The sequence below is a fragment of the Cupriavidus sp. C3SS-1 genome, assembly GCF_057073755.1.
In genome coordinates this window covers 369485-395488 of record NZ_CP172699.1, presented here as the reverse complement: position 1 = coordinate 395488, position 26004 = coordinate 369485, and the positions used below count along the sequence as shown (strand labels likewise).

The following is a 26004-nucleotide window of genomic DNA, read 5'->3' as shown; positions in this document are numbered from 1 at the left end:
AGTCATCACGCATGGAACTCACCGGCGTCACCTCCCAGTCGATCTTCGACGACAACGCAGCCGACATCAAACTCTCGTGGGTGGCTGGCCTGGAGGGTGCGGATCGCGCCTTCGACGTGGAGTTTGCCCGCGAGGCCACCTCGGCCGCGGACCTGGTCGGCCACCTGAACCTGATCCACCCGAACCGGATCCAGGTGCTCGGCAAGCCCGAAATCACCTATTACCAGCGCCTCGACGACGAGACCCGCAAGCGCCAGATGGGCGAGCTGATCCTGCTCGAGCCGCCGTTCCTGGTCGTGGCCGACGGCATGGAGCCGCCGCCGGACCTGGAACTGCGCTGCACGCGCTCGTCCACGCCGCTGTTCACCACGCCGGTTTCCTCGGCGGCGGTCATCGACCACCTGCGGCTGTACCTGTCGCGAATCTCCGCGCCGCGCGTGACCATGCACGGCGTGTTCCTCGACATCCTCGGCATGGGCGTGCTGGTCATGGGCGAGTCTGGCCTGGGCAAGAGCGAACTCGGCCTGGAGCTGATCTCGCGCGGCCACGGCCTGGTGGCCGACGACGCGGTGGATTTCGTGCGCCTGGGACCGGATTTCATTGAAGGCCGCTGTCCGCCGCTGCTGCAGAACCTGCTCGAAGTACGTGGCCTGGGCCTGCTCGACATCAAGACCATCTTCGGCGAGACCGCCGTGCGGCGGAAGATGAAGATGAAGCTGGTGGTCCAGTTGGTGCGCCGCAATGATGGCGAGTTCGAACGGCTGCCGCTCGATTCACAGTACCTCGACGTACTGGGCTTGCCGATCCATATGGTCAAGATCCAGGTGGCGGCCGGCCGAAACCTCGCCGTGCTGGTCGAGGCCGCCGTGCGCAACACCATCCTGCGCCTGCGCGGCATCGATACGCTGCGCGATTTCATGGATCGCCAGCGCGCCGCGATGCAGGCCGATGCGGTCTCGCGCGGGCAAGGCCGCCTGCTCTGAGCGGGCATCGCGACACGTTTTCAATTGCTTACATCGGCGTTGACAAATAAGTCAACGCGGTGGGGATATCTTCCGTTTTGTGCTGTAATGGGCATCGAGCCCAGTCCGGAGCCGCAGCGTTCACTGTGAGGGTGGCGAAAAGCGGCCATGAAGTTTTCCACAGCCAGGAGAGCAAGCATGAAGAAACTGATCGCGATGTGTGTGTTGGTAACGCCGCTGCTGGCCACCGGCGCAATGGCACAGCCCGCCACCCAAACCACGCCTGCAGCGCCCGCCATGCCGGCCGCGCCGGGCCCCGGAGACAAGGCCGTACCGGCATCCGCCGCCAAGGCGCCCACCGCGCAGCAGCAGAAGATGAAGGACTGCAACGATCAGGCCGCCGGCAAGAAAGGCGACGATCGCAAGGCCTTCATGAAGCAGTGCCTCTCGGCCAAGGGCGTGCAGCCGACCAAGACCCAGCAGGAAAAGATGTCGGCCTGCAGCAAGGAAGGCAAGGGCAAGAAGGGCGACGAATACAAGTCCTTCATGAAGGAATGCCTGTCGAAGTAATCGGCTGCCGATCCGGACAAAATGGCGAACCGCGCGGTTCGCCATTTTTGTCAGCGCGGCCCCTGTCATGACGTGGCCACTTCCGGATGCTATGCTTCCGATGCTATGCGCATCATCCTCATCACCGGCATCTCCGGCTCCGGCAAATCCGTCGCACTGAACGTGCTTGAAGATGCAGGCTACTACTGCGTCGATAACCTGCCGGCCCAATTCATCCCCGACCTGGCCCGCTATCTTGCGGCCGAGGGCTATACGCACCTCGGCGTCGCCACCGATATCCGCAGCCGCGAATCGCTGGACCACCTGCCCGACACGGTTCGCCAACTGGCGGAGACCCATCAGGTCGAGGTCGTGTTCCTCACGGCCAGTACCGACGCACTGGTGCAGCGCTATTCGGAAACGCGTCGCCGCCATCCGCTGTCGATTCTGACCAACGGCGCGCCCCGCTCCGAGGAAGAACGGGCGGCGTTCAATGACCGCGGGCTGATGGAAGCCATCGAGATGGAGCGCGAACTGCTCAGCCCCCTGGCCGAGTCCGCGCACCGCATCGACACCAGCAACGTGCGCACCAATACGCTGCGCAGCTGGATCAAGGAACTGATCCGCGAGGACAGCCAGCGTCTGACGCTGCTGTTCGAGTCGTTCGGCTTCAAGCACGGCGTGCCCAGCGACGCCGACATGGTCTTCGACGTGCGCTCGCTGCCCAACCCTTACTACGACCTGGCGCTGCGCCCGCTGACCGGCCGCGATGCCCCGGTGATCGACTTCCTCCAGGCCCAGCCGATGGTGCTGGCCATGGCCGAAGACATCCGCGCCTATGTCGAAAAGTGGCTGCCGAGCTTCATTGCGGATAACCGCAGCTATCTGACCGTCGCCATCGGCTGTACCGGCGGACAGCACCGTTCGGTCTATATTGCGGAAAGGCTCGCCAACTATTTCCGCGCGCATGGTAATGTGCTGGTGAGACACCGGGAACTCGCGCCGGCGGCATAGCGGCCTGCGTGCGTGGTTTTCCCGTGTCGCCAGGTACGTCAAGCCTGGCAGCATGGCGGTCGCCGCGCCCGATCCGGCGGCCGGTTTCCCCGATCCAGTGGAACACCAGCCATCGCATGTCCTCGACAGACCTTCTCCGCCACACCGCCCCCGTCGACGCGACGCCGCCGACGCTGGACAACCTGCCACTCTTTCCGCTGCACACGGTGCTGTTCCCGGATGGCCGCCTGCCGCTGCGCGTATTCGAGAAGCGCTATGTGGACATGGTGCGCAATTGCCTGCGCGACGCGTCGCCGTTCGGCGTATGCCTGATCGCCAGTGGCGAGGAAGTCGCGCGCTCGGGCAAGCCAACCGTGCCGGAATCGATCGGTTGCCTGGCCGAGATCATCGATTGCAATATGGAGCAGCTTGGCGTGCTGCTGATCGAAACGCGCGGACGGCAGCGCTTCCGCGTGCTCGAGCACCATAAGCGCGACGACGGCCTGATCGTGGCCAGCGCCGAGCTGCTGCCCGCGGACATCATCGACTGCAAGCTGGAACTGCTGGGCGAATGCCTGACGGTGCTGCGCCGGATCGTCACGCGGCTGCATGCCGAGCAGCCCGATCGCATGCCGGTTGCCGAGCCCTACCTGTGGGACGACCCAAGCTGGGTCACCAACCGCCTGTGCGAACTGCTGCCGGTGCCGCTCAAGGCCAAGCAGATGCTGATGGAACTGCCCGACGCGGGCATGCGCATCGAGATCGTGCACCGCTACATGCGGCAGCACCACATGGTGTAGCCAGTCCCGTTCGCCGAGCGCGACTCAGAACAGGCCGCCGCGGGCCTGCAGTTCGAGCAGCTTGCGCACCGGTGCCGGCGTGCCGAGCGCGTCGAGATCATCGAGCGAAAGCCATCTCTGGGCCGGCCCCGAATCGGTTTTACGCAGCGACAGCGCGGCCATGTCGACCCGGATCGCTCGGATCTGCAGCCGGAAATGCGTAAAGACATGGACCAGTTCGCCCGCCAGCGCCGCGCGCGCGGGTTGTCCGAAGGCGCGCGCATAGCCCAGCGCATCGTCCTCCGCGAGTTCCGCATCGAACGGCACCGTTGCCACGGGCATTTCGGGGAGGCTCCACAGGCCGCCCCAGACACCGCTGTCCGGGCGAAGCTGCAGCAGCACGTCGCGGCCATGGCGCACCATGACCATCACGGTACTGCGCTCCGGTATCGCCGCGCGCGGCTTGGGTGTTGGCAACGTCCCGGTCAGGCCATCGCGGCGCGCCACGCAGTCCGCCGACAGCGGGCAAGCCGCGGCATCGGCCAGGCATGCCGGCTTGCCGCGCGAACAGACGGTTGCGCCCAGGTCCATCAGGCCTTGCGTGTAGGCCACCATATCGTCCGCCTGGCACGGCCCGGCCGCGGGCAACGCGGCCTCTGCCAGTTCCCACATGCGTTTTTCGATGGCGCGCTCGCCCGGATGGCCGTGAATGCCGAAGACGCGCGCAAAGACGCGCTTGACGTTGCCGTCGAGGATCGGCGATCGCACGCCCGCGCTGAAGGCCGCCACCGCCGCCGCGGTGGAGCGGCCAATGCCGGGCAGCGTGGCCAGCACGGCGGGATCGGTTGGAAACCGGCCACCATGCTCGCTGACGACCTGCATGGCGCAACGGTGCAGGTTGCGCGCGCGCGAGTAGTAGCCCAGCCCTGCCCACAGCGCCATCACCTGGTCCGCAGGCGCGGCGGCCAGCGCCTGCACGGTCGGAAGCTCCGCGATAAAGCGCTGGAAGTAGTCGATGACCGCGCTCACCTGCGTCTGCTGCAGCATGATCTCCGACAGCCAGATCCGGTACGGGTCGCGCGTGTTCTGCCACGGCAGGTCGTGCCGGCCGTGCACGCGCTGCCAGTCGACCACGCGCGCGCCGAAGTCGGCGGGGACATGGATGTCGGACTGCAACGCGGCATTGGCGTTGACGGTGGCGGACGAGACAGCCGGGGCGGACTTGCGGGGCATCGGGACAATCAGGCGCATGAATCGCACGGCAGGCAAACGGGCCGCGCAATAGAAAAAGCGCCGCTCGAAGGCGGCGCCACATGATATACCGCCCGGCCCGGGATCAGGCGACGGCGAGCTGCGCGCCCTTTGTGTCAGTCCCGCCCGGACGGATGATGCGCTGGATATGTGCCTCGATGCGCCCGCTGCGTTCGTCCAGGCCGTTGAGCACTTCTTCCAGGTCGGCGATCCGGCTTTCCAGCGTGTCGGTGGCCTCGTGGATGCGTTCGATCGAATCGACACGGCGGCGCAGCTGCTTCTGATGCTCGCGTACCTGCGCTTCCAGCGGCGTCATCACGGACTTGAGCCAGACTTCGATATCACGGTTCAGGTCACGGAAATTCTCCAGCACGCGGCTGGCCATGGTGTCGAACGCGCCCTGCACCAGGTTTGGCCTCGAGCGCGTCAGCATGCTGACCGCGCCGAAGTGCGACTGCACGAGCTGCAGGATCTCGCCGAGTTCGGCGACATAGCGCGAGGTCACGAACTGCATCGGCGCCGGCAGCGTGAAGCCATGCTCGGCATTGAAGCGCCGGTACATGCTGTCGATGAGCTGGTGCAGCTGGCCGATCTTGTTATCCGCGTCGGTGATCAGCGTGGTCAGCCGCGCGAACAGCGCGTCCATGTCTTCGCGCAGGCCGCGCGAGAAGAAGCGTTCCTTCATCTGCTCGCGCGCGTCGCGCATGGTGCGGCGCACGTCGCGCAGTTGCAGGCTCTTGATGATGTCCGCGCTGTGGCGGCCAAACACCAGCCGCAACGCCTGGAACTTGCTGATGCTCTGCTCGAACTCTTCCTTCTCGCTCTGCACGCGCATCAGCATGTGCTTGACCATCGCGTGGTTCTTGCCACGCAGGCCGCGCAGTTCGAACAGCTGTTCGACGATGTCGCGTCGGCGGCTCTGCAGCAGTTGCTGCGCGCCGCGCGCCATGTCCTGCACCGAGCGATGGACCTGGTCGGCGACGATCTCGCGCCGGCGCGGAATCAGCTGGTCGGACAGCACGTGCTCGAAATTCGGCAGGCCGCTGCGTGCCAGCAGCGTCTGGTCATGCGTGACCTTGGCCACCAGGCCCTTCTGCGCCGACACCGGATAGACGCGCCCCTGCTCGATGCCGAGCACCTGCGCCGTCGAGGTGACCTGGCCCGAGATCTCCTTCGCGATCTCGCCCTGCGACTTCAGCGGGTCCCACAAGCCGTCGATCTTGTTGAGTACGGCCAGGCAGCCGCGGCGATGGCCGGCGCCCACGTGCCCGCGCCAGAGTTCCAGGTCGCTCTTGGTCACGCCGGCGTCCGCGGCCAGCACGAACACCACCACGTGTGCATCCGGGATCAGGCGCAGCGTCAGCTCAGGCTCGGTGCCGATCGCGTTCAGTCCCGGCGTATCGAGGATCACCAGCCCCTGGCGCAGCAGCGGATGCGGGAAATTGATGACCGCGTGGCGCCAGCGCGAGATCTCGACCATGCCTTCGGCATCCACCGCATAGGCGGCGTCCGGGTCTTCCTCGTGGTACAGGCCCAGCGCTTCGGCCTGGGCCGGCGGCACGCGGATGGTCTCGACCACATGCTGGAACGCCGCCAGCATGCCCTCGGGCGATGACGGGTCCAGCGGCACCGAGTGCCAGTGCGAGGCCGATGTGCCAGCCTCCAGGAAATCAGCGGTCGAGGCCTCCTGCAGCCGGGTTTCGATCGGCAACAAGCGGATGCTGGGCGGCTCGTGCTCGTCGTAGCGCAGCTCCGTCGGGCACATGGTGGTGCGTCCGGCCGATGACGGCAGGATGCGGCGCCCGTAGTCGGCGAAGAAGATGGCGTTGATCAGTTCGCTCTTGCCGCGGGAGAACTCGGCAATGAAGGCGACCTTGAGCCGGTCGCTGCGCAGCACGCTCTGGATGCGCTGCACGCGCTCTTCGGCGGTCGCGTCGTAGAGGTCGTGCTGCTGCAGCCACGACTGGAATTCGGTCAGCGACTGGAGTACCCCGGTTCTCCAGGCGCCGTATTGTTCAAATTGTTGTGCGAGCGTGGTCATGGCGGCGGTTCGGCTGGGTTCCTGTCCGGCAATCTGGCGCAAGTGCCGACTTTGCAAGCGTGCGGTGTTTTTGTAACTTTCTATGACTGCGCACAAGATACAGGTTTCCGGGGCGCTTTTGTGGCGCTTTTGTGGAATTCGCGCCCCTTGGCCGCAGAGTGTTGCGCCGAGCCATCGACACCCGGCAGGACGCTCCCCTCGGCCGCCAGGGGCGCCGCGATTCAATGCTGGCAGTGCGTACAGTAGAAAGTCGAACGCTGGCCCTGGACGATCTGCCGCACCGGCGTGCCGCAGATCCGGCAAGGCTCTCCGGCGCGGTCGTAGACAAAGCAGTCGAGCTGGAAATAGCCGCTCGCGCCGTCGCTGCCGACAAAGTCGCGCAGCGTGCTGCCACCGCGTTCGATGGCCTGCGCCAGCGTTTCGCGCACCGCCAGCGCCAGCCGTTCGCAGCGCGCCAGGCTCAGCCGGCCGGCCGGCGTGGTCGGGCGGATGCCCGCGCGGAACAGGCTTTCGGAGGCGTAGATATTGCCCACTCCCACCACGATATTGCCGGCCAGCAGCACGGTCTTGATCGCCGCGGAACGCCCGCGCGTATGGCGGTGCAGCCAGCCGCCGCCGAAATGCGGATCGAACGGCTCAATGCCGAGCCCGCGCAGAAGCGGGTGTCCGGGCAGCATGGCCTCGCTCAGCGGGCTCCAGAGCACGGCGCCGAAACGGCGCGGATCGCGAAAACGCAGCACGATGCGGTTCCCGCCGGCATCGTCCAGCGCCAGGTCCAGGTGGTCGTGGATGCCGGCGGCCGGCGCATCGGGCAGCACGCGCAGCGTCCCGGTCATGCCCAGGTGGACCAGCAACCAGCCGGCATCGCCCGTGGCTTCATCGACGCACTCCAGCAGCAGGTACTTGCCCCGCCGCTCGATACGCTGCACCAGGCGTCCGGCCAGGCGTGCCTCCAGGTCGTCGTCGATCGGCCAGCGCAAGCCGCGATGGCGCACGATCACGTCGGCAATACGCCGCCCCACCACATGCGGCAGCAGGCCGCGCCGGGTCACTTCGACCTCCGGCAATTCAGGCATCGAACCTCTCCGTTGGTTACCGCTCCAAACTCCTGCCGGAAGCGCGCACGCCTTGCTGCGCCGGCAAGCAGCGCATTGTAGCGGCAGGCTACAATGCCCCTATCATTCGAACGCCTGAACGCGCCGGAGCAATCATCACATGTCGGAACTTTTTCCGGATCCCGTTGCGAGACCCGCTGCCATGGACTTCCCCGCGAAGGCCATCACTGTGCGCCCAGGCATGTCCGCTCGGTCGGCGGCCAGTACCGGGCGCCACATCCGGTCCCTGATCGCCGGCGCCTGCCTGGCACTTGGCGCGCTCGGCGCGGTCCAGGCCGCGCCGGCGCAGCCCGACAAGTCGCCCGCCGGCGTCACGCTGCCGAACATATCGCTCACCGGCGACATCATGTACAGCGTGATGGCTGCCGAGATCTCGCTGCAGCGCGGCCTGGTCGGCCCGGCCTATCGGACTTATGTCGAACTGGCCCGCTCCACGCGTGACCCGCGCTTTGCCCAGCGCGCGACGGAGATCGCCTTCAATGCGCGCATCCCGCAGCAGGCGCTCGACGCCGCGCGGCTGTGGAGCGACATCGCGCCCGGCTCGCCGGCGGCGCGCCAGGTGCTCTCGACCCTGCTGGTGCTCAATGGGCGCTGGAGCGACGCACGGCCGCTGCTGGTCCAGCAGTTGGCCGGCGTGCCCGCCAACCATCGTGCCGAGGGCATCCTCCAGCTTCAACAGCAGATGTCGCGCACGAGCGATCCCGCGGGCGCCGCGGCGCTGCTGCAGGAGCTGACCCGTGACGATGCGCGGCTGCCCGAAACGCAGCTTGCCATTGCCCGGGCACAGGAGATCGCGGGCAACATGCCAGCCGCGCTTGCGGCGCTCGATGAAGCGCTGCGGCTGCGCCCCGATTTCGAGCCGGCGGCGCTGATGGCAGCCGAATTGCGCGCCGAGAGCGAGCCCGACAAGGCGATTGCCGGCCTGCGCCGCTTCCTCGACAAGTCGCCGCGCTCGGTCAGCGGCCACATCACGCTGGCGCGCCTGTACCTGATGCGCAATGACATGCCGGCCGCGCGCCAGGAATTCGAGACGCTGCGCAAGGTTGCGCCAAACGACCCGCGCGTGCCGCTCGCACTGGGCCTGACCAGCCTCCAGGCCAAGGAATTTGGCGAAGCCGAGCAATACCTGACGGAGTACCTGCAGCTCGCCGAGAAGGTGCCGACAGCCAATCCGGACATCGCCTTCCAGTACCTGGCGCAGATTGCCGAAGAGCGCAAGGACTACGCGGGTGCGATCCAGTGGCTGGAACGCATCGAGGACAGCCGCCTCGCTCCGGCCGCCGCGGCCAAGCGCGCGCAGTTGCTCGCGCGCATGGGCAAGCTCGACGATGCCCAGGCCATCTTCGGAGACATGCTCAGCGACGCCGAGGACATCCCCGATCCGGCCCAGCGCTCGCAGCGCATGATGGCTATCCGCCAGGCCGAGGTCGCTACGCTGATGGAGACCAAGTCCTACGACCGCGCCCGCAAGGTGCTCGACGAACGCATCACGGCGGAGCCGGACAATGCGGACTGGATCTACGAGCTGGCCATGCTGGACGAGCGCCAGAAGCGCTACGACAGCATGGAGAAGGGGCTGTTGCGCGTGATCGCGCTGCAGCCGGAGCAGAAGCAGGGGTACAACGCGCTCGGCTATTCGCTGGCGGACCGCAATGTGCGCCTGCCCGAAGCGCGCAAGCTGCTCGAGCGCGCCTCTGAACTCGGGCCGGATGATCCGTACATCATGGATAGCCTGGCCTGGGTGAAATTCCGCATGGGCGAGCTGCAGCCGGCGGCGGAGCTGCTCAAGAACGCCTATGCCAAGGCGCCCGAGGCCGAGATCGGCGCGCACCTGGGCGAAGTGCTGTGGCAGCTCGGCGAGCGCGACGAAGCCCGCAAGACATGGACCGAAGCCGCCAAGATCGAGCCGGAAAACGAAATCCTGGTCGATACCCTGCGCCGCTACAACGTCCTGCTGTCCAAGTAAGCCCGGGCCGGTCCATGCGACCGGCCGCGCCATCTGTCGCGGGCCGTCCCACCAGGGCGGCCCCGCTTTCCTGAATGCCGAACATGAACCGATCCCGCCGCCTGGCCCTGCTTTGCCTTGGCGCGCCCATGCTGCTGGCAGCCTGCGCCAGTGTCGCGCCTTCGCGCGGCTTCGATGCCGGCGAAACCGCCGCAAGCCGACACTACACCGGCCGCTTTTCCGCAAACTACGTTCGCTATGGCCGCGACGAAGGGGTGCAGGGCAGCTTCCGCTGGGAGGAACAGGGCCGCAACGTTCGCCTTGACCTGCTCTCGCCGCTGGGCCAGACGCTGGCCGTCGTCACCGCCACGCCTTCGGGCGCGACCCTCGACCTGCCCAACAAGCCGCCGCGCAATGCGCCGGAAGTCGACAGCCTGCTCGAGGACGCGCTCGGCTTTGCGCTGCCGGTGGCCGGCATGCGCGACTGGCTGCACGGGCGCCCTTCGGCCGGACGCCCGGCCAAGGCCACGCGCGATGCCCAGGGGCGCCTCGCCATGCTGGCACAGGACGGCTGGAGCGTGCGCTACGTGGCCTGGCAGGATGCGCCCGACAGCGCGCAGACGACGACGGCGCGACCGCGCCGCATCGACCTGGAGCGCGACGGCGGCCCTACGCCGCTGTCGGTCAAGCTCGTGATCGATCCGGAGGAAACACCTTGACCGGGACCACCAACTTGCCTCCGCCGCAACTGCGCGATTGCCCGGCGCCGGCCAAGCTCAACCTGTTCCTGCACGTCACCGGCCGGCGCCCGGATGGCTACCACACGCTGCAGACGGTGTTCCAGCTCGTGGACTGGTGCGATACGCTGCATTTCCAGCGCCGCGACGACGGTATCGTGACGCGCGCCACGGACATCCCCGGCGTGCCGGCGGAGACCGACCTCGTCGTGCGTGCCGCGCGCGCGCTGCAGCGGGCGACGGGCACGCACTACGGCGCCGACATCGAGATCGACAAGATCCTGCCGATGGGCGGCGGCATCGGCGGCGGCTCCTCCGACGCGGCCACAACGCTGCTGGCGCTGAACCACCTGTGGGGACTTGGCCTGGCGCGCGCGGAGCTGATGCGCATCGGGCTGACGCTGGGTGCGGACGTGCCCGTCTTCGTGTTCGGGCAGAACGCCTTCGCCGAAGGCATCGGCGAAGAACTGACGCCCGTCGAGCTGCCTGACAGCTGGTTCGTCATCATCCATCCGAAACAACATGTGCCGACGTCTGAAATTTTTTCGGACGAGTGCTTGACAAGGGACACCCCCCTCTCCATAATTGCGGTCTTCGCTGCTTGCACAAACAAATTCTCTTTCGGTCGCAACGACCTGGAAGCGATAGCAACGGCGAAGTTCGGCGAAGTTGCCCGAGCCCTTGAATGGCTGAAGCAGTTCAATCAGCATGCAAGGATGACCGGTTCCGGAGCCTGCGTGTTTGCGCGTTTTCCAGACGAGCAGACGGCGCAGCAGGTCCTGAAGCGGTTGCCTCCCGAGTGGGATGGCAGGTGTGTGCGCAGTCTGGCACATCACCCGCTCGCAGCGTTCGCATAGCAAGTTATGGTTCGGCGCGGTACAGCAGTCAGGTATCACGACGAGCAGCAAGGTTGTGTAGGGGAGTCGCCAAGTTGGTCAAGGCACCGGATTTTGATTCCGGCATTCGAAGGTTCGAATCCTTCTTCCCCTGCCATTACATTCCTATAGTGTCCTCACGGACCCTCAGTATCAGTTACCGGCCTTGCCGGTGACTACAAGCTCCCCCAGCAGCAAGACAGGTGCCCCGAATGAGCAGCGAAGGCTTGATGGTATTTACCGGCAACGCCAACCCCAAACTCGCGGAGGCTGTCGTACAGCACCTCGGCATTCCTCTGGGCAAGGCGCTCGTTGGCCGTTTCTCAGACGGCGAAGTTCAGGTTGATATCCAGGAAAACGTTCGCGGCAAGCACGTCATCGTGCTGCAGTCCACCTGCGCGCCGACCAACGACAACCTGATGGAACTGATGGTGATGGTCGACGCGCTCAAGCGCGCCTCGGCACGCAGCATCACCGCGGCCATGCCCTACTTCGGCTATGCCCGCCAGGACCGCCGCCCGCGCTCGGCGCGCGTCGCGATCTCGGCCAAGGTCGTGGCCAACATGCTCGAAGTCGCCGGTGTCGAGCGCGTGCTGACAATGGACCTGCACGCCGACCAGATCCAGGGCTTCTTCGATATCCCCGTCGACAACATCTACGCATCCCCGGTACTGCTGGGCGACCTGCGCGAGAAGAACTACGGTGACCTGCTGGTCGTGTCGCCGGACGTCGGCGGCGTGGTCCGCGCCCGTGCGCTGGCCAAGGAACTGAACTGCGACCTGGCGATCATCGACAAGCGTCGTCCGAAGGCCAACGTGGCCGAGGTGATGAACATCATCGGTGAAGTCGACGGCCGCAACTGCGTGATCATGGACGACATGATCGACACCGGCGGCACGCTTTGCAAGGCGGCCCAGGTGCTGAAGGAGCGAGGCGCGCTGAAGGTTTTCGCCTATTGCACGCACCCCGTGCTGTCCGGCGGCGCGGCTGCCCGCATCGCGGACTCGGCACTGGACGAAGTGGTGGTGTGCGACACCATCCCGCTGTCGGAAGAAGCTGCCAAATGCAGCAAGATCCGCCAGCTGTCGACCGCCCCGCTGCTGGCCGAGACCTTCACGCGTATCGTCAAGGGCGACTCGATCATGTCGCTGTTCGCGGGTTCCTGATAGAATTTTCGGCTTTGCCGCGCTGATTGCGGGTTTTTCGGCAATTAGCGCGTGTGACCGGCGCATCAGTTTCGATTGCGCCACAACAGGGCTGTCTGGTCGCGGACAGCCTTCTTTACTTTGGAGTCATCATGAAAGTAGTCGCTTTCGAGCGTAGCGTACAGGGAACGGGTGCGAGCCGCCGCCTGCGCAATTCGGGCAAGACCCCCGGCATCATCTACGGCGGCGCCGCCGACCCGAAGATGATCGAACTGGATCACAACGCACTGTGGCACGCCCTGAAGAAGGAAGCCTTCCACTCGTCGATCCTGGACCTGGAAGTTGCCGGCAAGTCGGAAAAGGCGCTGCTGCGCGCATTCCAGATGCACCCGTTCAAGCCGATGGTGCTGCACGTCGATTTCCAGCGCGTGTCGGCCAGCGAAAAGATCCACGTCAAGGTGCCCCTGCACTTCATGAACCAGGAAACCGCTCCTGGCGTGAAGCTGGGCCACGGCCTGGTCAACCACATCGTGAACGACCTGGAAGTGTCGTGCCTGCCGGCCGACCTGCCCGAGTTCATCGAAGTGGACGTCGGCACGATGGAGCTGGGCCAGACCCTGCACCTGGCTGACCTGAAGCTGCCGAAGGGCGTGACCGTCGTGACCCACGGCGACGAAAACCCGGCCATCGCCAGCATCTCGCTGCCGGCTGGTGCCGCTTCGGCCGCCGAAGGCGCTGAAGGCGAAGGCGAAACGCCGGCTGCCTAAGCTGCCCACCCGGCATTGCGGCCTGGCCGCAAGACGGAAAAAACCGCCGGTCCTGCCGGCGGTTTTTTTTGGCGTATGCTTGGCGGCTGCGGTTCGACATGAACCCCGCCGCCATCCAATCCAGTTCATCGCATGATCAAGCTCATCGTCGGCCTAGGTAATCCCGGAGCGGAATACGAGGCTACCCGCCACAACGCCGGCTTCTGGCTGGTGGACCAGCTGGCCCGCATGGGCGGCACCACGCTGCGCGTGGAAGGCCGTTTCCACGGCCTGGCCGGACGGGCCCGCCTGTGGGACCAGGACATCTGGCTGCTCAAGCCGTCCACGTTCATGAACCGCTCTGGCCTGGCCGTGGTATCGCTGGCCCGCTTCTACAAGATCCTGCCTGACGAGATCGTGGTCGCGCATGACGAGATGGACCTGCCGCCGGGCGCCGCCAAGCTCAAGCGCGGCGGCGGCGCGGGTGGTCACAACGGCCTGAAGGACATCGCCGCGCATCTGACCACGCAGGAATTCTGGCGCCTGCGCCTGGGCGTGGGGCATCCGCGCAACCTGCCCGGCGGCGCCGGCGCGGGCCGTGAGGATGTCGTCAACTTCGTGCTCAAGCCGCCGCGCAAGGAAGAGCAGCAGGCAATCGACGAAGCCATCGATCGCTGCGTCGACCCGCTCGGCCTGCTGGCCAGGGGAGATGCCGAGCGCGCCATGGCGCAGTTGCATACCGCGCGTTGATCCAGCCGGCGCAGGCATAGCCCTGCGACACCTACGTGAAAACGAATGACAACGGGCCGCCATCAGCGGCCCGTTGTCATTTCGATATCCGTTTCGCATCCGGTCTCTTGTTGCAGACATCTTGTCATCAGAGTTACACGGACAGCACCTACATTGCGGGCTCAGCAAGCGGGCCGGCATTACAGGATGGCGGCCGCACATGACAAACCCCACAGGAGAAAGTCCATGTCGTACCTGACCGACGCAGCGCGCGCCGCCAGCCGTGCCGCCAAGCCCGATGTTGACGTGCCCGGCCAGAGGCTTGAGGACATCGTCGCCGCCAATCCGGCACGCCGCCGGGTGCTGCGCGGCGGCCTCGGCCTGTCGCTTGCTTCCGCCTTTGGCAGCGGCGTGCTGGCCGCGTGCGGCGGCGGCGACGATTCGGTAGCGGCACCTGCAGCGGCACCTGCTCCCGCGCCGGTCGTCACGCCCGACGCTGTCCCAATAAGCTACGAAGTCACCTTTGAACCTGTGGCCAGGTCGATCGCCGATACCGTAGTCGTGCCCAACGGCTACCGCGTCGACGTGCTGTTCTCCGCGGGCGATCCGGTCGAGGCCGGTTCCACGGGCTATGCAGGGGCCTTCCAGTCGTCGGCCGAAACCGAGCGCCAGGCAGGCGGCAATCACGACGGCATGCACTACTTCGCGCTGCCGGGCGTCGATCCGCAGAAAGGCGGCCTGCTGGCGATCAACCACGAGCTGCCCGACTACAACATCCTGTTTGCCGGCGGCATCTACAACGCCAGCACCGCCACGCCCGAGGAAAAGCGCATCGCGCTTTCGGCCGTCGGCATCTCGCTGATCGAGGTGGAGCTGGCCGCAAGCGGCAACTGGCAAGTCAAGCGCGGCTCCGTCTACAACAAGCGCCACACCGGCAACTCGCTGTATCGGGTGAGCGGCCCGGCCGCGTCCGCAGTAGGCTCGACCGTGGTCGGCATGCTCAACAACTGCTCTAGCGGCTACACGCCGTGGGGCACGTACCTGACCTGCGAAGAAAGCACGGACAATTACCTCGACCCGACCCAGGACGAGAAAGGTTACGGATGGGTTGTCGAAATCGATCCGTACGGCACGCTCGGCGCCCCGGCCAAGCGCACCGCCATGGGTCGCTTCGACCATGAGAACGTCGCCTTCCTGGCTGATGCCAGCAACAACGTCGCCTTCTATATGGGCGACGACGGCACGCCAGGCTGCATCTACAAATTCGTGCCGGCCAAGGCGTTCGACCCGGACAACCGCGCCGCCAACGCCAACCTGCTGGACAGCGGCACGCTGTTCGTCGCCAGGTTCAACGCCGATGGCAGCGGCCAGTGGGTGGAGCTGACGCAGGGCAAGAACGGCCTGACCGTCGGCGCCTCCGACCCGGGCAACTGGACCCAGTTCGCCACATCGCCCGCCCCGGCCACGGTCGACTTCACCAGCCAGGCCGACGTGCTGGTCAACACCAAGGCGGCCGCGCGCGTGGCCGGCGGCACGCTGATGGACCGTCCCGAGTGGATCACGGTGGCGCCGGACAAATCCATCTATTGCACGCTGACGAACAACAGCGGACGCAAACAGACCGACGCCGCCAACCCGCGCACAAGCAATCTGCATGGCCACATCATCCAGTGGCGGGAAGCAGGCGGCTCACCGCTGGCCATCACCTTCACCTGGAGCATCCTGCTGCAGGCCGGCGACCCGTCGCTGGCCACGGCCAACCTGAAGGGCAATATCAACGGCGACACGTTCTCGAGCCCGGACGGCCTGCGCGTGGACCCGAAGGGCCGCCTGTGGGTCGAGACCGACTCGAGCACCAGCGCCAGCTACATCAACACCTTCGGCAACAACAGCATGTACTACATTGCGCCGACCGGTCAGTCAAAGCGCTTCCTGACCGGCCCGACCGGCTGCGAGATTACCGGCATTGCGTACACGCCGGACCTCACCACTTGTTTCATCAATATCCAGCATCCCACCGGCAAGTGGCCGGATGCGGCCAAGCCGCCGCGCTCGTCCACCATCGTGGTGCGCCGACCCGACGGCAAGCCGATGGGCGCCTGACCGCGCAGCGTTGTAGGCAGTACCGTAGTAACCGGGGAAAATTAAACCCCCGCCACCTTGCGGTGGCGGGGGCTTTTTTGTGCCGTACCGGCCTGTCGCCCGTAGGGGGCGGCAATTCAGGCCACGTGCTTGGCGGCCGTCAGCAGGCGGTAGCGCTGCATCAGCACCTCATGGGTCTCGATCCGGTTCGGATCCTTGGGGATGCAGGCGACCGGGCAGACCTGCTGGCATTGCGGTTCGTCGAAATGCCCGACGCATTCGGTGCACTTGTTGGGGTCGATTTCATAGATCTCGGGCCCCATCGAAATGGCTTCGTTCGGGCACTCGGGTTCACAAACGTCGCAGTTGATGCAGTCGTCGGTGATCAGTAGCGCCATGGTGTTTCCTTCCAGCTGACGCGCCCGCGCCCGGACTGGCCGCGAATCGACGCGTCTGAAACCGGTATTTTATTCCGGTTTGGCGATTTTCTCTTGCAGCCAGCGCTCCACCGACGGGAACACGAACTTGCTGACATCGCCGCCAAGCACCGCAATCTCGCGCACGAAGGTGCCGGAGATGAACTGGTACTGGTCGGACGGCGTCAGGAACATGGTTTCCACGTCCGGAAGCAGGTAGCGGTTCATGCCCGCCATCTGGAACTCGTACTCGAAATCCGACACGGCGCGCAGGCCGCGCACGATCACGCGTGCGTTGTTCTTGCGGACAAAATCCTTGAGCAGTCCGGCAAAGCCCTCGACACGCACATTGGGATAGTGGCCCAGCACTTCACGAGCGATGCTGATGCGCTCTTCGAGCGAGAAAAACGGGCGCTTGTTGGGGCTGTGCGCCACGCCAACCACCAGCTCGTCGAAAATATTCGACGCACGGCGGACCAGATCCTCGTGCCCCCGGGTCATGGGATCAAACGTGCCGGGGTAGACCGCGATGGCCATACTTCCTCCTTGATCTGCCCGCTGCCGGCCCTTTTCCGGACCGCCCTGACCTACCGGCCGCGCCGGGTGGTTGATGCGTCGCGAGCGTTATAACAGCGGCGTAGTGTAACGCTAATTCCGTGAATTGGAAGTCGTCAACGTGTGCTTTTGCCGCATCGCACCGTGCTCCGCCGCATGCATCAAGCTGCACCGTTCCCGGCGCTGCGGTGCTGTAGCAGGTGGAAATGCACCGCCCCGGCACGGGCCTGGCGGACGATCTCCAGCGATGCGGGGACCGGCGCATCCGCGCCGGTCAGCGAACGGTCCGTTTCGACGTACACGGCGCCGCCGGGCCTCAGGAGCCGCGCCGCATGCTCGAGTGCCGGCCGCAGCCAATCCTCGGCAAAGGGCGGGTCAAGGAAGATCACGTCGAAGCTCGCGTCCGGCATCTGTGCCGCAATGGCGAATGCGTCGCCTTGCATCACCCGCATCTGGGAAGCATCGAGCCGGTACTGGTTGTCCCGGAGCTGCTTGGCCACGCGCGGGTTGAATTCGACCAGCGTGACGCCCTGCGCACCGCGCGATGCCGCTTCGAAACCGAGCGCACCGGAGCCGGCGAACAGGTCCAGGCAATTCAGGCCGGCAAGGTCCTGTCCGAGCCAGTTGAACAGGGTTTCCCGCACGCGGTCAGGCGTGGGCCGCAGCCCTTGCGCTTCGGGCACGGGCAGCATCGTGCGCTTCCAGCGGCCACCGATGATGCGGACCTGGGACGGCGCCTGGCGCGGCGCCGGAGAAGACGATCGCCCGCTCGCGGCGGGCGATGGAGATCGGGAACGCGAATTCATCCCGTGATTGTAGAGCCTGACGGCGCTTCGGCCACCCCTAGACGTTGCGGATCGCGTGCGAGGGGCGCCAGAGGACTATCGGTCACTCCGGACCCCCGACGATCACCGTAGCCATGGCGTCGGGATGGACATGGCGCCCGAACGCCGCCTTCACCTGCTGGCCGGTGACCTTGCCGATCTGCGTCGTCCAGGTGTCCAGATAGTCGAGCGGCAGTCCGTACCAGCCGATATTCGCCACGTTGGTCAGCAGCTTGCGGTTGCTGTCGATGCGCAGCGGGAAGCCGTTGATGAGGTTGTCCTTCGCTGCCTTTAGCTCGGCATCGGTCGGGCCTTCGGCGACGAAGCGGGCCAGCACCTGCCGGACCAGCGCCAGCGCCTCGTTGGTCTGCTCCTTCTTGGTCTGCAGGCTGATGCCGAACGGGCCCGGCTGCTTCGACGGCGCAAAGTAGCTGTCCACACCGTAGGTGAGTCCGCGCTTCTCTCGCACCTCATCGGTCAGGCGCGAGCTGAAGCCGCCGCCGCCCAGCACGTAGTTGCCGACCAGCAGCGCGAAGTAATCCGGATCGCCGCGTGCGATCGACGGCTGGCCAGTCACCACCGCCGCCTGCTGCGCGGGATGCGGCACGCGCTGCTCGCTGGCCGGAATGGTCATCTGCACCTGCGGCATGGCCGGCGGCGCACTGCCCTGCGGCAGGCCGCTGGTCAGCTTCTCGGCGATCACTTCGGCCTGCTTGCGGTCGACCGCGCCGATCAGCGTGACCACCGCGCGCGACGCGCCGTAGTTGTCGCGCCAGAACTTGACGATGTCGTCGCGCGTGATCGACTCGACCGAGGCCGCAGTGGCCGACACGCCGTACGGGTGGTCCGGATACATCGCCTTGGCCAGCGCCTTGTCGGCGATCACGCCCGGCTTGGCGTCGGCCTCGCGGATCGCGCTGACCAGGCGCTGCTTCTCGCGGCCCACCACGGCATCCGGATAAGTGGGCGCCTGGATCAGTTGCATGGCCAGCGCCACGGACTGGTCGAGCTCCGGCTGCGCGGTCAGCGTGCGCATGCCGATGCCGCCGCGGTCACCGCCGGCGGCGCCGCCGAAGACGGCCCCGGTATCGGCAAAGGCGTCGGCAATCTGCGCCTCGTCGCGCGCGGGCTGGCCGTTGCGCGCGGCCGCGCCCTTGTCGAGCAGCGCCGCCGTGAGCGTGGCCAGGCCAGCCTTGCCCGCGGGGTCATAGCGGCTGCCGGCGTCGAAGTCGACATTGACGTCGAGCATCGGGATCGACGGGCTGTGCACATAGAACACCTGGGCCCCGGTCGAGGCGGTCCAGTGTTCGATCGGAATGGCGGCCAGCGCGCCTTGCGCGACCAGCAGCGCGAGCGCGCCCAGCGCCGCGCCTGCCAGCCGGCGCAGCGCGCGCGGCGAAGGAATAGTCGACTCGCTCATCGCGCTCATCTCGCTCATCTCAGATAAGGACATGCGTGGATTCTCAGTGGCGCAGGCCTTCGGGGGCCTTGGCCTTGGGCTTGTTCGGATCAATCGGCTGCGGCAACAACGTGGCTACGGTCAGGTTGTCGTCGTTGAAGTACTTCGCGGCCACGGCCTGCACCTGGGCCGGGGTGACTTCCTTGATCTTGTCGAGGATGCGATCGATATTGCGCCACGAAATGCCGGAGATCTCCGCGACACCGATTTCCATGCCCTGCCCGAACACTGAATCGCGCTTGTAGATCTGACTGGCGACGACCTGCGCCTTGACGCGCTTGAGTTCCTCCGGCGACACGCCGTTCTTGGCGATGCGCTGGATCTCCTCGCGCAGCGCCGCCTCGATCTGGTCGGTGGTATGGCCATCGGCCGGCGTGCCGTCGAGCACGAACAGGGAATTGCCGCGATTGATGCTGTCGTAGCCGACATTGACGTCGTCGGCCAGGCGCTGCTCGCGCACCAGCTCGCGCGTCAGACGGGCATTGTCGTAGCCGTTGAGCACAGCGGCCAGCACCTCCAGCGCGTAGGGGTCGACATCCTTTTCCACGTCGCGCAGGCGCGGCACCTTGTAGGCCATCACCATGTACGGGTTCTCGGCCGGCGCCTTCACCCAGATGCGCTTGATGCCGATCTGCGGCGGATCGGCCTGCTCCTTGCGCAGCGGCAGCGTGCGCGGCTTGAGCTTGCCGTAATAGCGTTCGGCCAAGGCACGCACCTCGGCCGGCTTGACGTCGCCGGTAACGATCACCGTGGCGTTGTTGGGCACGTACCAGCCACGGTACCAGGCCTGGACATCGTCCAGGCGCATGTTGACCAGGTCGTCCATCCAGCCGATGACCGGGTGCCGGTAAGGCGCGGCGACATAGACGGCGGCGAGCAGCTGCTCGTAGACCGTGCCGCGCGCCGAGTCGTCGGTGCGCAGGCGGCGCTCCTCCATCACGACCTTCATCTCGCGCTCGAACTCGCCCTGGTTGAAGATGAGGTTGGCCATGCGGTCGGCCTCCAGCTCCATCATCCTTGGCAGGTATTGCTTGCTGATCTGCTGGTAATAGAGCGTGAAGTCGCGGTTGGTCATGGCGTTCTCGCGCCCGCCGAGCGCCGCGACCTGCTTGGAGAACTCGCCCACGCCGACCTTGGGCGTGCCCTTGAACATCATGTGCTCGAGCATGTGGGCGACGCCGGTGGTGCCGCTGACCTCGTCGACGCCGCCGACGCGGTACCAGATCTGGTGCGCCACCGTGGGCGCGCGATGGTCTTCCTTGACGATCAGGCGCAGGCCGTTGGACAAGCGGTATTCGGTCGTGCCCTGCGACGTGGCGCCGACCGGGGCCGTCTGTCCGGACGGCATGGGCGAGGCGACCGTGCGCTGCGCCTGGGCGCCGGCCGACCACGGCAACGCGGCCAGCAGCAGGACGGGCAGTGCCCGCCTGGCCAGGCGTTGCAGCGACGCCGGGCCCGCGGCACGGGTGGGGAAGGGTTCAGGGCGGGCGGCGCCCGTTCCGGTCAAGACTGTGCAATGGTCCATGCAACCCCGTCTGCTAGAATTTTGCCGATCGATTCATGGTTCCATGAATCAGCTGTGTTACGAACTATACGCAAAAGCAGGCGCGCACCACAACGAGAGGCTGGTGGGGTGCCGGAATAACGCGTAAGGCCTGATTGATTAATGACGCCGCCGGACGGCGGCCGATCCTGACGGGGTATTGACCCCTTTCCCCAATGTTTAGTTTCTGGAAGAAGCGCAAGGCCGAGCCGGCCCCAGCGCCGGCAGAACAGCCCGCCACGCCGGCTTCCGCTCCGGCGCCCTCCCCTGTCGCCAGCCCGGCACAGTCCTTTGCCCCATCCCCCGCGCCCATTGCACCGGTCGAGCCGGTCGCGCTCGAAGAGCTGGAACTGACCCCCGCGCCGGCGCAGACGGCCGAAGCCCGCCGCGGCTGGGTGCAGCGCCTGCGCACCGGCCTGTCCAAGACCAGCCGCAATATCAGCACGCTGTTTGTCGGCATGAAGGTCGACGAAGCCCTGTTCGAGGAACTGGAAACCGCCCTGCTGATGGCCGACGCCGGCGTCGAGGCGACCGAATACCTGCTCGGCGAACTGCGCAAGCGCGTACGCAATGACCGCATCGAGACTGCCGAGGGCGTCAAGGCGGCGCTGCGCGACCTGCTGATCCAGCTGCTGCGTCCGCTCGAAAAAACCATGGCGCTGGGCCGCGAGCAGCCGCTGGTGATGATGATCGCGGGCGTCAACGGTGCCGGCAAGACCACCAGCATCGGCAAGCTGTGCAAGCATTTCCAGCACTACGGCCAATCCGTGCTGCTGGCCGCCGGCGATACCTTCCGCGCCGCCGCGCGCGAACAGCTGACCATCTGGGGCGAGCGCAACAACGTGACCGTGGTGGCGCAGGAAAGCGGCGACCCGGCCGCCGTGATCTTCGATGCCGTCAATGCGGCGCGCGCGCGCGGCATCGACATCGTGATGGCCGACACCGCCGGTCGCCTGCCCACGCAGCTGCACCTGATGGAAGAACTCAAGAAGGTCAAGCGCGTGATCAGCAAGGCCATGCCCACGGCCCCGCACGAGGTGCTGCTGGTGATCGACGCCAACACCGGCCAGAACGCCCTGGCGCAGACGCGCGCCTTCGACGATGCGCTCGGCCTGACCGGCCTGATCGTGACCAAGCTCGACGGCACCGCCAAGGGCGGCATCCTGGCCGCCATTGCGCGCCAGCGTCCGGTGCCGGTCTACTTCATCGGCGTCGGCGAGAAGGTGGAGGACCTGCAGCCGTTCAAGGCCGAGGAGTTTGCCGACGCCCTGCTCGGCTGATGGCTTCGCCAGAATGAGAAAACGCCCCGGCATGCCGGGGCGTTATTCATGGCAGGGATGCAGCCAATCACTCGGCGTCCGGCTGTTCCTTGGGCTGTGCTTTCTGGAAAGCGGCCAGCTCCATGCACGCGTCCTGGATCCGCGCGATGGTCGGGTAGCGGCTCACGTCGATATTGAAGCGCCGCGCGTTGAAGACCTGCGGCACCAGGCAGATATCGGCCAGCGTCGGCGTATCGCCGAAGCAAAAGCGGCCGGCCTTGCCCTGGCGCTCCAGGTTGGCCTCGAACGAGGCAAAGCCCAGTTCGATCCAGTGCCGGTACCACGCGTCCTTGGCCTCGTCGGCAACGCCCAGCGTGCGCTTGATGTACTTCAGCACGCGCAGGTTGTTCAGCGGATGGATCTCGCAGGCAACCTCCAGCGCCAGGCCGCGCACGTAGGCGCGGTCCAGTGCGGTGCCGGGCAGCAGCTTCGGCTCGGGATGGATCTCGTCCAGGTACTCGATCATGGCCACCGACTGCTGCAGCACCTGGCCCTCGTCGAGCACCAGAGCCGGCACCAGGCCGTCCGGATTCACCGCGCGGAACTCGGGCAGCAACTGCTGCCCGCCGTCCTTGAGCAGGTGTACCGGCACATAGTCGTACGGCAGCCCCTTCAGCTCCAGCGCGATACGTACTCGATAGGACGCGGAGCTCCGGAAATAGCTGTAGAGCTTCATCGGATCAGACCACCTTGATGGTAAGGTCGCCCACGCCGCCGACGTGGCACTGCATCACGTCGCCCTTGACCACCGGGCCCACGCCCTCGGGCGTGCCGCTGAAGATCACGTCGCCGGGCTGCAGTTCGAACAGCTTCGACAGGTACGACACCATTTCCGGCACCGACCAGATCAGGTCGGCCAGGTCGCCGCGCTGCTTTTCCACGCCGTTGACGGACAGCGTCACCTCGCCCTTCTCCGGATGGCCGATGGCCGATGCCGGCACGATCGGGCCGATCGGCGCCGAATGGTCGAAGGCCTTGCCGGTCTCCCAGGGGCGGCCCGTCTTCTTCGATTCGTTCTGCAGGTCGCGGCGCGTCATGTCGAGGCCCACGGCGTAGCCGAACACGTGGCTGGCGGCCTGCTCGACCGGGATGTCCTTGCCGCCCTTGCCGATTGCCACGACCATTTCCACTTCATAGTGGACGTTGCTGGTGCCCGGCGGGTACGGGAAGGTGCCCTCGGAACCGTCCGCCACGTAGCTGACCGCGTCCGACGGCTTGCAGAAGAAGAACGGCGGCTCGCGGTCCGGGTCCGAGCCCATTTCGCGGGCATGGGCGGCATAGTTGCGGCCGACGCAGTACACGCGGCGTACCGGGAAGCTAGCGTTGCTGCCTCGCACGGGCACGCCAACGGGTGCGGGCGGGGCAAAAACGAATTCGGTCATGCATCTCTCCAGGCTTGTTCTGATATTCCTGCGCACGAGTGCGCGGCGTCGCCAGCAGACACCCCCGCGCGCAGCAGGGCAACAGCATACACCTTGCCCGCGGGGCTGCGTACGACGGCATACAGTGGATGGGGGAAAGCCCCCGATGTGCCGGCGGGCGTGCCGCAGTGGGTTCCCGGCGCGGATCTTGCGTAACGCGAGGCAACCCAGAATACCCATGACTCGCCACCCTGCGCCCCCTTCGCCAATTCAGTCCAGCGCGTCCTCGCACGGCAGCGCACCGGCCACGCGCACGTTGCGCATCCTGCTGGTGCGCGACCCGCATGACGTCGACCCGCTCAATGTCGAGACCATCCGTGGCGGACTGATCAGCACGGGATTTACGGACATCGAGACGGTGGACGCCGACCTGCGCCTGCCCGATGTCATCGCGGCCAGGCAACCGGACCTGATCATCATTGCTTCCGAGTCCGCCGCGCGCGACACGGTAGAGCACGTGTGCGTTTCCACGCAGCATGCGCCACGTCCGATCGTGCTGTTCACCGACAACGACGACGCCCAGCGTATCAAGGCCGCGCTGTCGGCCGGCATCACGGCCTATATCGTCGACGGCCTGCGCGCCGAGCGCGTCAAGACCGTCCTGGACGTCGCCTACGCCCGCTTCGAACTCGACCAGCAGTTGCGGGCCGAACTCGACGCCACGCGCCTGAAGCTGGCCGAACGCAAGGTGGTGGAACGCGCCAAGGGCCTGCTGATGCAGGCGCGCGGCATCACCGAGGACGAGGCCTACAAGCGCCTGCGCAGCATGGCCATGGAACGCGGCCTGAAGCTCGTGGAGGCGGCGCAGCGCGTGCTCGACGTGATGGGCTGAGCCTGCGCGTGCGGTGCGGCCGCGGCACGCGGCTGGTGCAATGCACAAAACTGGCGCCGACCCATGACCGTGGCGCCCCCCCGACCCGGCTTGCGCGCAGCTGGCGGGCACGCCTCGTCCCCGAACTCCGCTTTTTGCCCCGCTCTCGGCCGTCGGGCCGCCTCCCGGCCACCGCAATGCCCTGGCACAGCCATTGCGTTATCCGCACATCGGCCAACGAGGGTCGATCACAACTCAGGCGGGCACGGCCAACGCGGGCCGCGCTACGCCACGGACAACGGCGTCCTGAACTGCACCCTGTCTTCTGGCGAACACGGGCTGCGGATCGGGATGCCTTTTCTTCTTGGAGCCCAGCAATGCCCTCTCGCCTCAGGATTAGCAAGCCGCAGCACGCCGCGGTCGACGCCACCCTCGCCACTGCCGACGTGGCACCGGCTAGCAGCGGCCGCCGCCGCGCGCTGGCCACCATGGCCGGGGCCAGCGTGATGACGCTGGTCGATCCGCTGGTGCGCGCCGGCGCCTGGGCGGCGGGTTCGGACGCGCCCGAGAAAGCCGAGGTGCGCATCGGCTTTATTCCGCTGACGGATTGCGCCTCGGTGGTCATGGCTTCGACGCTCGGGCTGGACAAGAAGTACGGCATCAGGATCACGCCGACCAAGGAGGCTTCGTGGGCCGGCGTGCGTGACAAGCTGGTCAACGGCGAACTTGACGCGGCTCACGTGCTGTACGGACTGATCTATGGCGTGCAGCTCGGCATCGGCGGCCCGAAGAAGGACATGGCGGTGCTCATGAGCCTGAACCACAACGGTCAGGCCATCACGCTGTCATCCAAGCTGGCCGAGAAAGGCGTGAAGGACGGCGCCAGCCTGAAGGCGCTGATGAGCAAGGAAAAGCGCGACTACACCTTCGCGCAGACCTTCCCGACCGGCACGCATGCGATGTGGCTCTATTACTGGCTGGCCGCGAACGGCATCAACCCGATGCAGGACGCCAAGGCCATCACCGTGCCGCCGCCGCAGATGGTGGCCAATATGCGCGTGGGCAATATGGATGGCTTCTGCGTGGGCGAGCCTTGGGGCGCGCGCGCCATCGCCGACAAGATCGGCTTCACGGTGGAGACCACGCAGGCGATCTGGAAGGACCACCCCGAGAAGACGCTCGGCACCACCGCCGAATTCGTGCAGAAGTACCCGAACACGGCGCGCGCGATGGTCGCGGCCATCCTCGAAGCCTCCAAATTCATCGACGCATCGGCCTCGAACCGCCGCAAGACGGCCGAGACCATTGCCGCGAAGTCCTACGTCAATACCGACATGGACATCATCCTGGACCGCATGCTGGGCCGCTACAGCAATGGCCTGGGCAAGACCTGGGATGACCCGGACTCGATGAAGTTCTACCAGGACGGCCTGGCCAACTTCCCGTTCCTGTCGGACGGCATGTGGTTCCTCACGCAGCACAAGCGCTGGGGCCTGCTCAAGACCCACCCCGACTATCTCGCGGTGGCGAAGCAGGTCAACCGCATCGACGTCTACAAGCAGGCCGCCACGGCGGCGCAGGTGCCGCTGCCCAAGAGCGACTTCCGCACCGCGAAGCTGATCGACGGCGTGGTATGGGATGCCACCAAGGACCCGAAGGCCTACGCCGACGGCTTCAAGATCGATGCCTGACGTGCAGGCCCATCGA

24 protein-coding genes and 1 tRNA gene are annotated in these 26004 nt (G+C 66.2%); 15 read left to right on the top strand and 10 right to left on the bottom strand.

Translation table 11 applies throughout. The annotated features are described in order from the left end of the window. Window positions 1-11 precede the first annotated feature (11 nt). The 4 genes from hprK (at window position 12) to ACIGJC_RS01865 (ending at window position 3304) form a co-directional block, all read left to right on the top strand. On the top strand, window positions 12-983 hold the full coding sequence (gene hprK, locus ACIGJC_RS01880) for an HPr(Ser) kinase/phosphatase (RefSeq protein WP_483710337.1): 972 nt from the start codon (window positions 12-14) through the stop codon (window positions 981-983). A 177-nt stretch (window positions 984-1160) separates the two neighbouring features. After that, a complete protein-coding gene (locus tag ACIGJC_RS01875) occupies window positions 1161-1532 on the top strand; it encodes a PsiF family protein (RefSeq protein WP_483710336.1) in 372 nt (123 codons plus the stop codon). Between the two features lie 105 nt (window positions 1533-1637). Then, the gene (rapZ, locus tag ACIGJC_RS01870; RefSeq protein ID WP_483710335.1) at window positions 1638-2525 is read left to right on the top strand and encodes an RNase adapter RapZ; all 888 of its coding nucleotides are present in this window, start codon (window positions 1638-1640) and stop codon (window positions 2523-2525) included. Between the two features lie 116 nt (window positions 2526-2641). Then, window positions 2642-3304: an LON peptidase substrate-binding domain-containing protein gene (locus tag ACIGJC_RS01865; protein ID WP_483710334.1), complete on the top strand. Its 663-nt coding sequence runs from the start codon at window positions 2642-2644 to the stop codon at window positions 3302-3304. Between the two features lie 24 nt (window positions 3305-3328). Here the strand turns inward: ACIGJC_RS01865 and mutY are convergent, their stop codons facing one another. The 3 genes from mutY to mutM form a co-directional block, all read right to left on the bottom strand. Beyond that, the gene (gene mutY / locus ACIGJC_RS01860; RefSeq protein ID WP_483711447.1) at window positions 3329-4516 is read right to left on the bottom strand and encodes an A/G-specific adenine glycosylase; all 1188 of its coding nucleotides are present in this window, start codon (window positions 4514-4516) and stop codon (window positions 3329-3331) included. A gap of 103 nt (window positions 4517-4619) precedes the next feature. Next, window positions 4620-6575: a dynamin family protein gene (locus ACIGJC_RS01855; RefSeq protein WP_483710333.1), complete on the bottom strand. Its 1956-nt coding sequence runs from the start codon at window positions 6573-6575 to the stop codon at window positions 4620-4622. A 221-nt stretch (window positions 6576-6796) separates the two neighbouring features. After that, window positions 6797-7651 (bottom strand): bifunctional DNA-formamidopyrimidine glycosylase/DNA-(apurinic or apyrimidinic site) lyase, encoded by an 855-nt coding sequence (mutM, locus tag ACIGJC_RS01850; RefSeq protein ID WP_483710332.1) that lies wholly within the window; start codon window positions 7649-7651, stop codon window positions 6797-6799. A 139-nt stretch (window positions 7652-7790) separates the two neighbouring features. Between mutM and ACIGJC_RS01845 the strand changes: the two genes are divergently transcribed. From ACIGJC_RS01845 to ACIGJC_RS01810, 8 genes are all read left to right on the top strand, one after another. Further along, window positions 7791-9656 carry a tetratricopeptide repeat protein gene (locus ACIGJC_RS01845; RefSeq protein ID WP_483710331.1) on the top strand — a complete coding sequence of 622 codons (1866 nt, stop codon included), beginning with the start codon at window positions 7791-7793 and terminating at the stop codon, window positions 9654-9656. Between the two features lie 83 nt (window positions 9657-9739). After that, entirely contained in the window at window positions 9740-10354 is a 615-nt protein-coding gene (locus ACIGJC_RS01840; protein ID WP_483710330.1) for an outer membrane lipoprotein LolB, read from the top strand. Then, on the top strand, window positions 10351-11229 hold the full coding sequence (gene ispE, locus ACIGJC_RS01835; protein ID WP_483710329.1) for a 4-(cytidine 5'-diphospho)-2-C-methyl-D-erythritol kinase: 879 nt from the start codon (window positions 10351-10353) through the stop codon (window positions 11227-11229). Before ACIGJC_RS01840 ends, ispE begins: the two co-directional genes overlap by 4 nt. Before the next feature lie 59 nt (window positions 11230-11288). Beyond that, window positions 11289-11365, top strand: a tRNA-Gln gene (locus ACIGJC_RS01830). 94 nt (window positions 11366-11459) lie between these two features. Continuing rightward, window positions 11460-12413, top strand: a complete 954-nt coding sequence (locus ACIGJC_RS01825) for a ribose-phosphate pyrophosphokinase (RefSeq protein WP_483710328.1) — start codon at window positions 11460-11462, stop codon at window positions 12411-12413. Window positions 12414-12544: 131 nt separating this feature from the next. Further along, on the top strand, window positions 12545-13159 hold the full coding sequence (locus ACIGJC_RS01820) for a 50S ribosomal protein L25/general stress protein Ctc (protein ID WP_483710327.1): 615 nt from the start codon (window positions 12545-12547) through the stop codon (window positions 13157-13159). 132 nt (window positions 13160-13291) lie between these two features. After that, the gene (gene pth / locus ACIGJC_RS01815) at window positions 13292-13888 is read left to right on the top strand and encodes an aminoacyl-tRNA hydrolase (protein ID WP_483710326.1); all 597 of its coding nucleotides are present in this window, start codon (window positions 13292-13294) and stop codon (window positions 13886-13888) included. Window positions 13889-14113: 225 nt separating this feature from the next. Then, the gene (locus ACIGJC_RS01810) at window positions 14114-15970 is read left to right on the top strand and encodes a PhoX family protein (RefSeq protein ID WP_483710325.1); all 1857 of its coding nucleotides are present in this window, start codon (window positions 14114-14116) and stop codon (window positions 15968-15970) included. A gap of 116 nt (window positions 15971-16086) precedes the next feature. On the opposite strand, the gene ACIGJC_RS01805 is transcribed toward ACIGJC_RS01810, so the two are convergent. From ACIGJC_RS01805 to ACIGJC_RS01785, 5 genes are all read right to left on the bottom strand, one after another. Further along, window positions 16087-16347 (bottom strand): YfhL family 4Fe-4S dicluster ferredoxin, encoded by a 261-nt coding sequence (locus tag ACIGJC_RS01805; protein ID WP_153949000.1) that lies wholly within the window; start codon window positions 16345-16347, stop codon window positions 16087-16089. 69 nt (window positions 16348-16416) lie between these two features. Continuing rightward, on the bottom strand, window positions 16417-16902 hold the full coding sequence (coaD, locus tag ACIGJC_RS01800; protein ID WP_211947085.1) for a pantetheine-phosphate adenylyltransferase: 486 nt from the start codon (window positions 16900-16902) through the stop codon (window positions 16417-16419). A gap of 179 nt (window positions 16903-17081) precedes the next feature. Further along, the gene (gene rsmD, locus ACIGJC_RS01795) at window positions 17082-17726 is read right to left on the bottom strand and encodes a 16S rRNA (guanine(966)-N(2))-methyltransferase RsmD (protein WP_483710324.1); all 645 of its coding nucleotides are present in this window, start codon (window positions 17724-17726) and stop codon (window positions 17082-17084) included. A gap of 82 nt (window positions 17727-17808) precedes the next feature. Continuing rightward, window positions 17809-19164, bottom strand: coding sequence for a M16 family metallopeptidase (locus tag ACIGJC_RS01790; RefSeq protein WP_483711446.1), 1356 nt, complete (start codon window positions 19162-19164; stop codon window positions 17809-17811). Window positions 19165-19207: 43 nt separating this feature from the next. Further along, the gene (locus ACIGJC_RS01785) at window positions 19208-20728 is read right to left on the bottom strand and encodes a M16 family metallopeptidase (protein ID WP_483710323.1); all 1521 of its coding nucleotides are present in this window, start codon (window positions 20726-20728) and stop codon (window positions 19208-19210) included. Between the two features lie 194 nt (window positions 20729-20922). Here ACIGJC_RS01785 and ftsY point away from each other — a divergent pair, with 194 nt between their 5' ends. Further along, window positions 20923-22026: a signal recognition particle-docking protein FtsY gene (gene ftsY / locus ACIGJC_RS01780; protein ID WP_483710322.1), complete on the top strand. Its 1104-nt coding sequence runs from the start codon at window positions 20923-20925 to the stop codon at window positions 22024-22026. Between the two features lie 67 nt (window positions 22027-22093). On the opposite strand, the gene maiA is transcribed toward ftsY, so the two are convergent. Continuing rightward, window positions 22094-22741, bottom strand: a complete 648-nt coding sequence (gene maiA / locus ACIGJC_RS01775) for a maleylacetoacetate isomerase (RefSeq protein WP_483710321.1) — start codon at window positions 22739-22741, stop codon at window positions 22094-22096. 4 nt (window positions 22742-22745) lie between these two features. Further along, window positions 22746-23447 carry a fumarylacetoacetate hydrolase family protein gene (locus tag ACIGJC_RS01770; RefSeq protein ID WP_483710320.1) on the bottom strand — a complete coding sequence of 234 codons (702 nt, stop codon included), beginning with the start codon at window positions 23445-23447 and terminating at the stop codon, window positions 22746-22748. A 217-nt stretch (window positions 23448-23664) separates the two neighbouring features. On the opposite strand from ACIGJC_RS01770, the gene ACIGJC_RS01765 reads away from it, so the two are divergent. Further along, window positions 23665-24318, top strand: coding sequence for an ANTAR domain-containing response regulator (locus ACIGJC_RS01765; RefSeq protein WP_483710319.1), 654 nt, complete (start codon window positions 23665-23667; stop codon window positions 24316-24318). 356 nt (window positions 24319-24674) lie between these two features. Next, complete coding sequence (locus ACIGJC_RS01760; protein ID WP_483710318.1) at window positions 24675-25988, top strand: CmpA/NrtA family ABC transporter substrate-binding protein; 1314 nt, start codon at window positions 24675-24677, stop codon at window positions 25986-25988. Window positions 25989-26004: the final 16 nt, after the last annotated feature.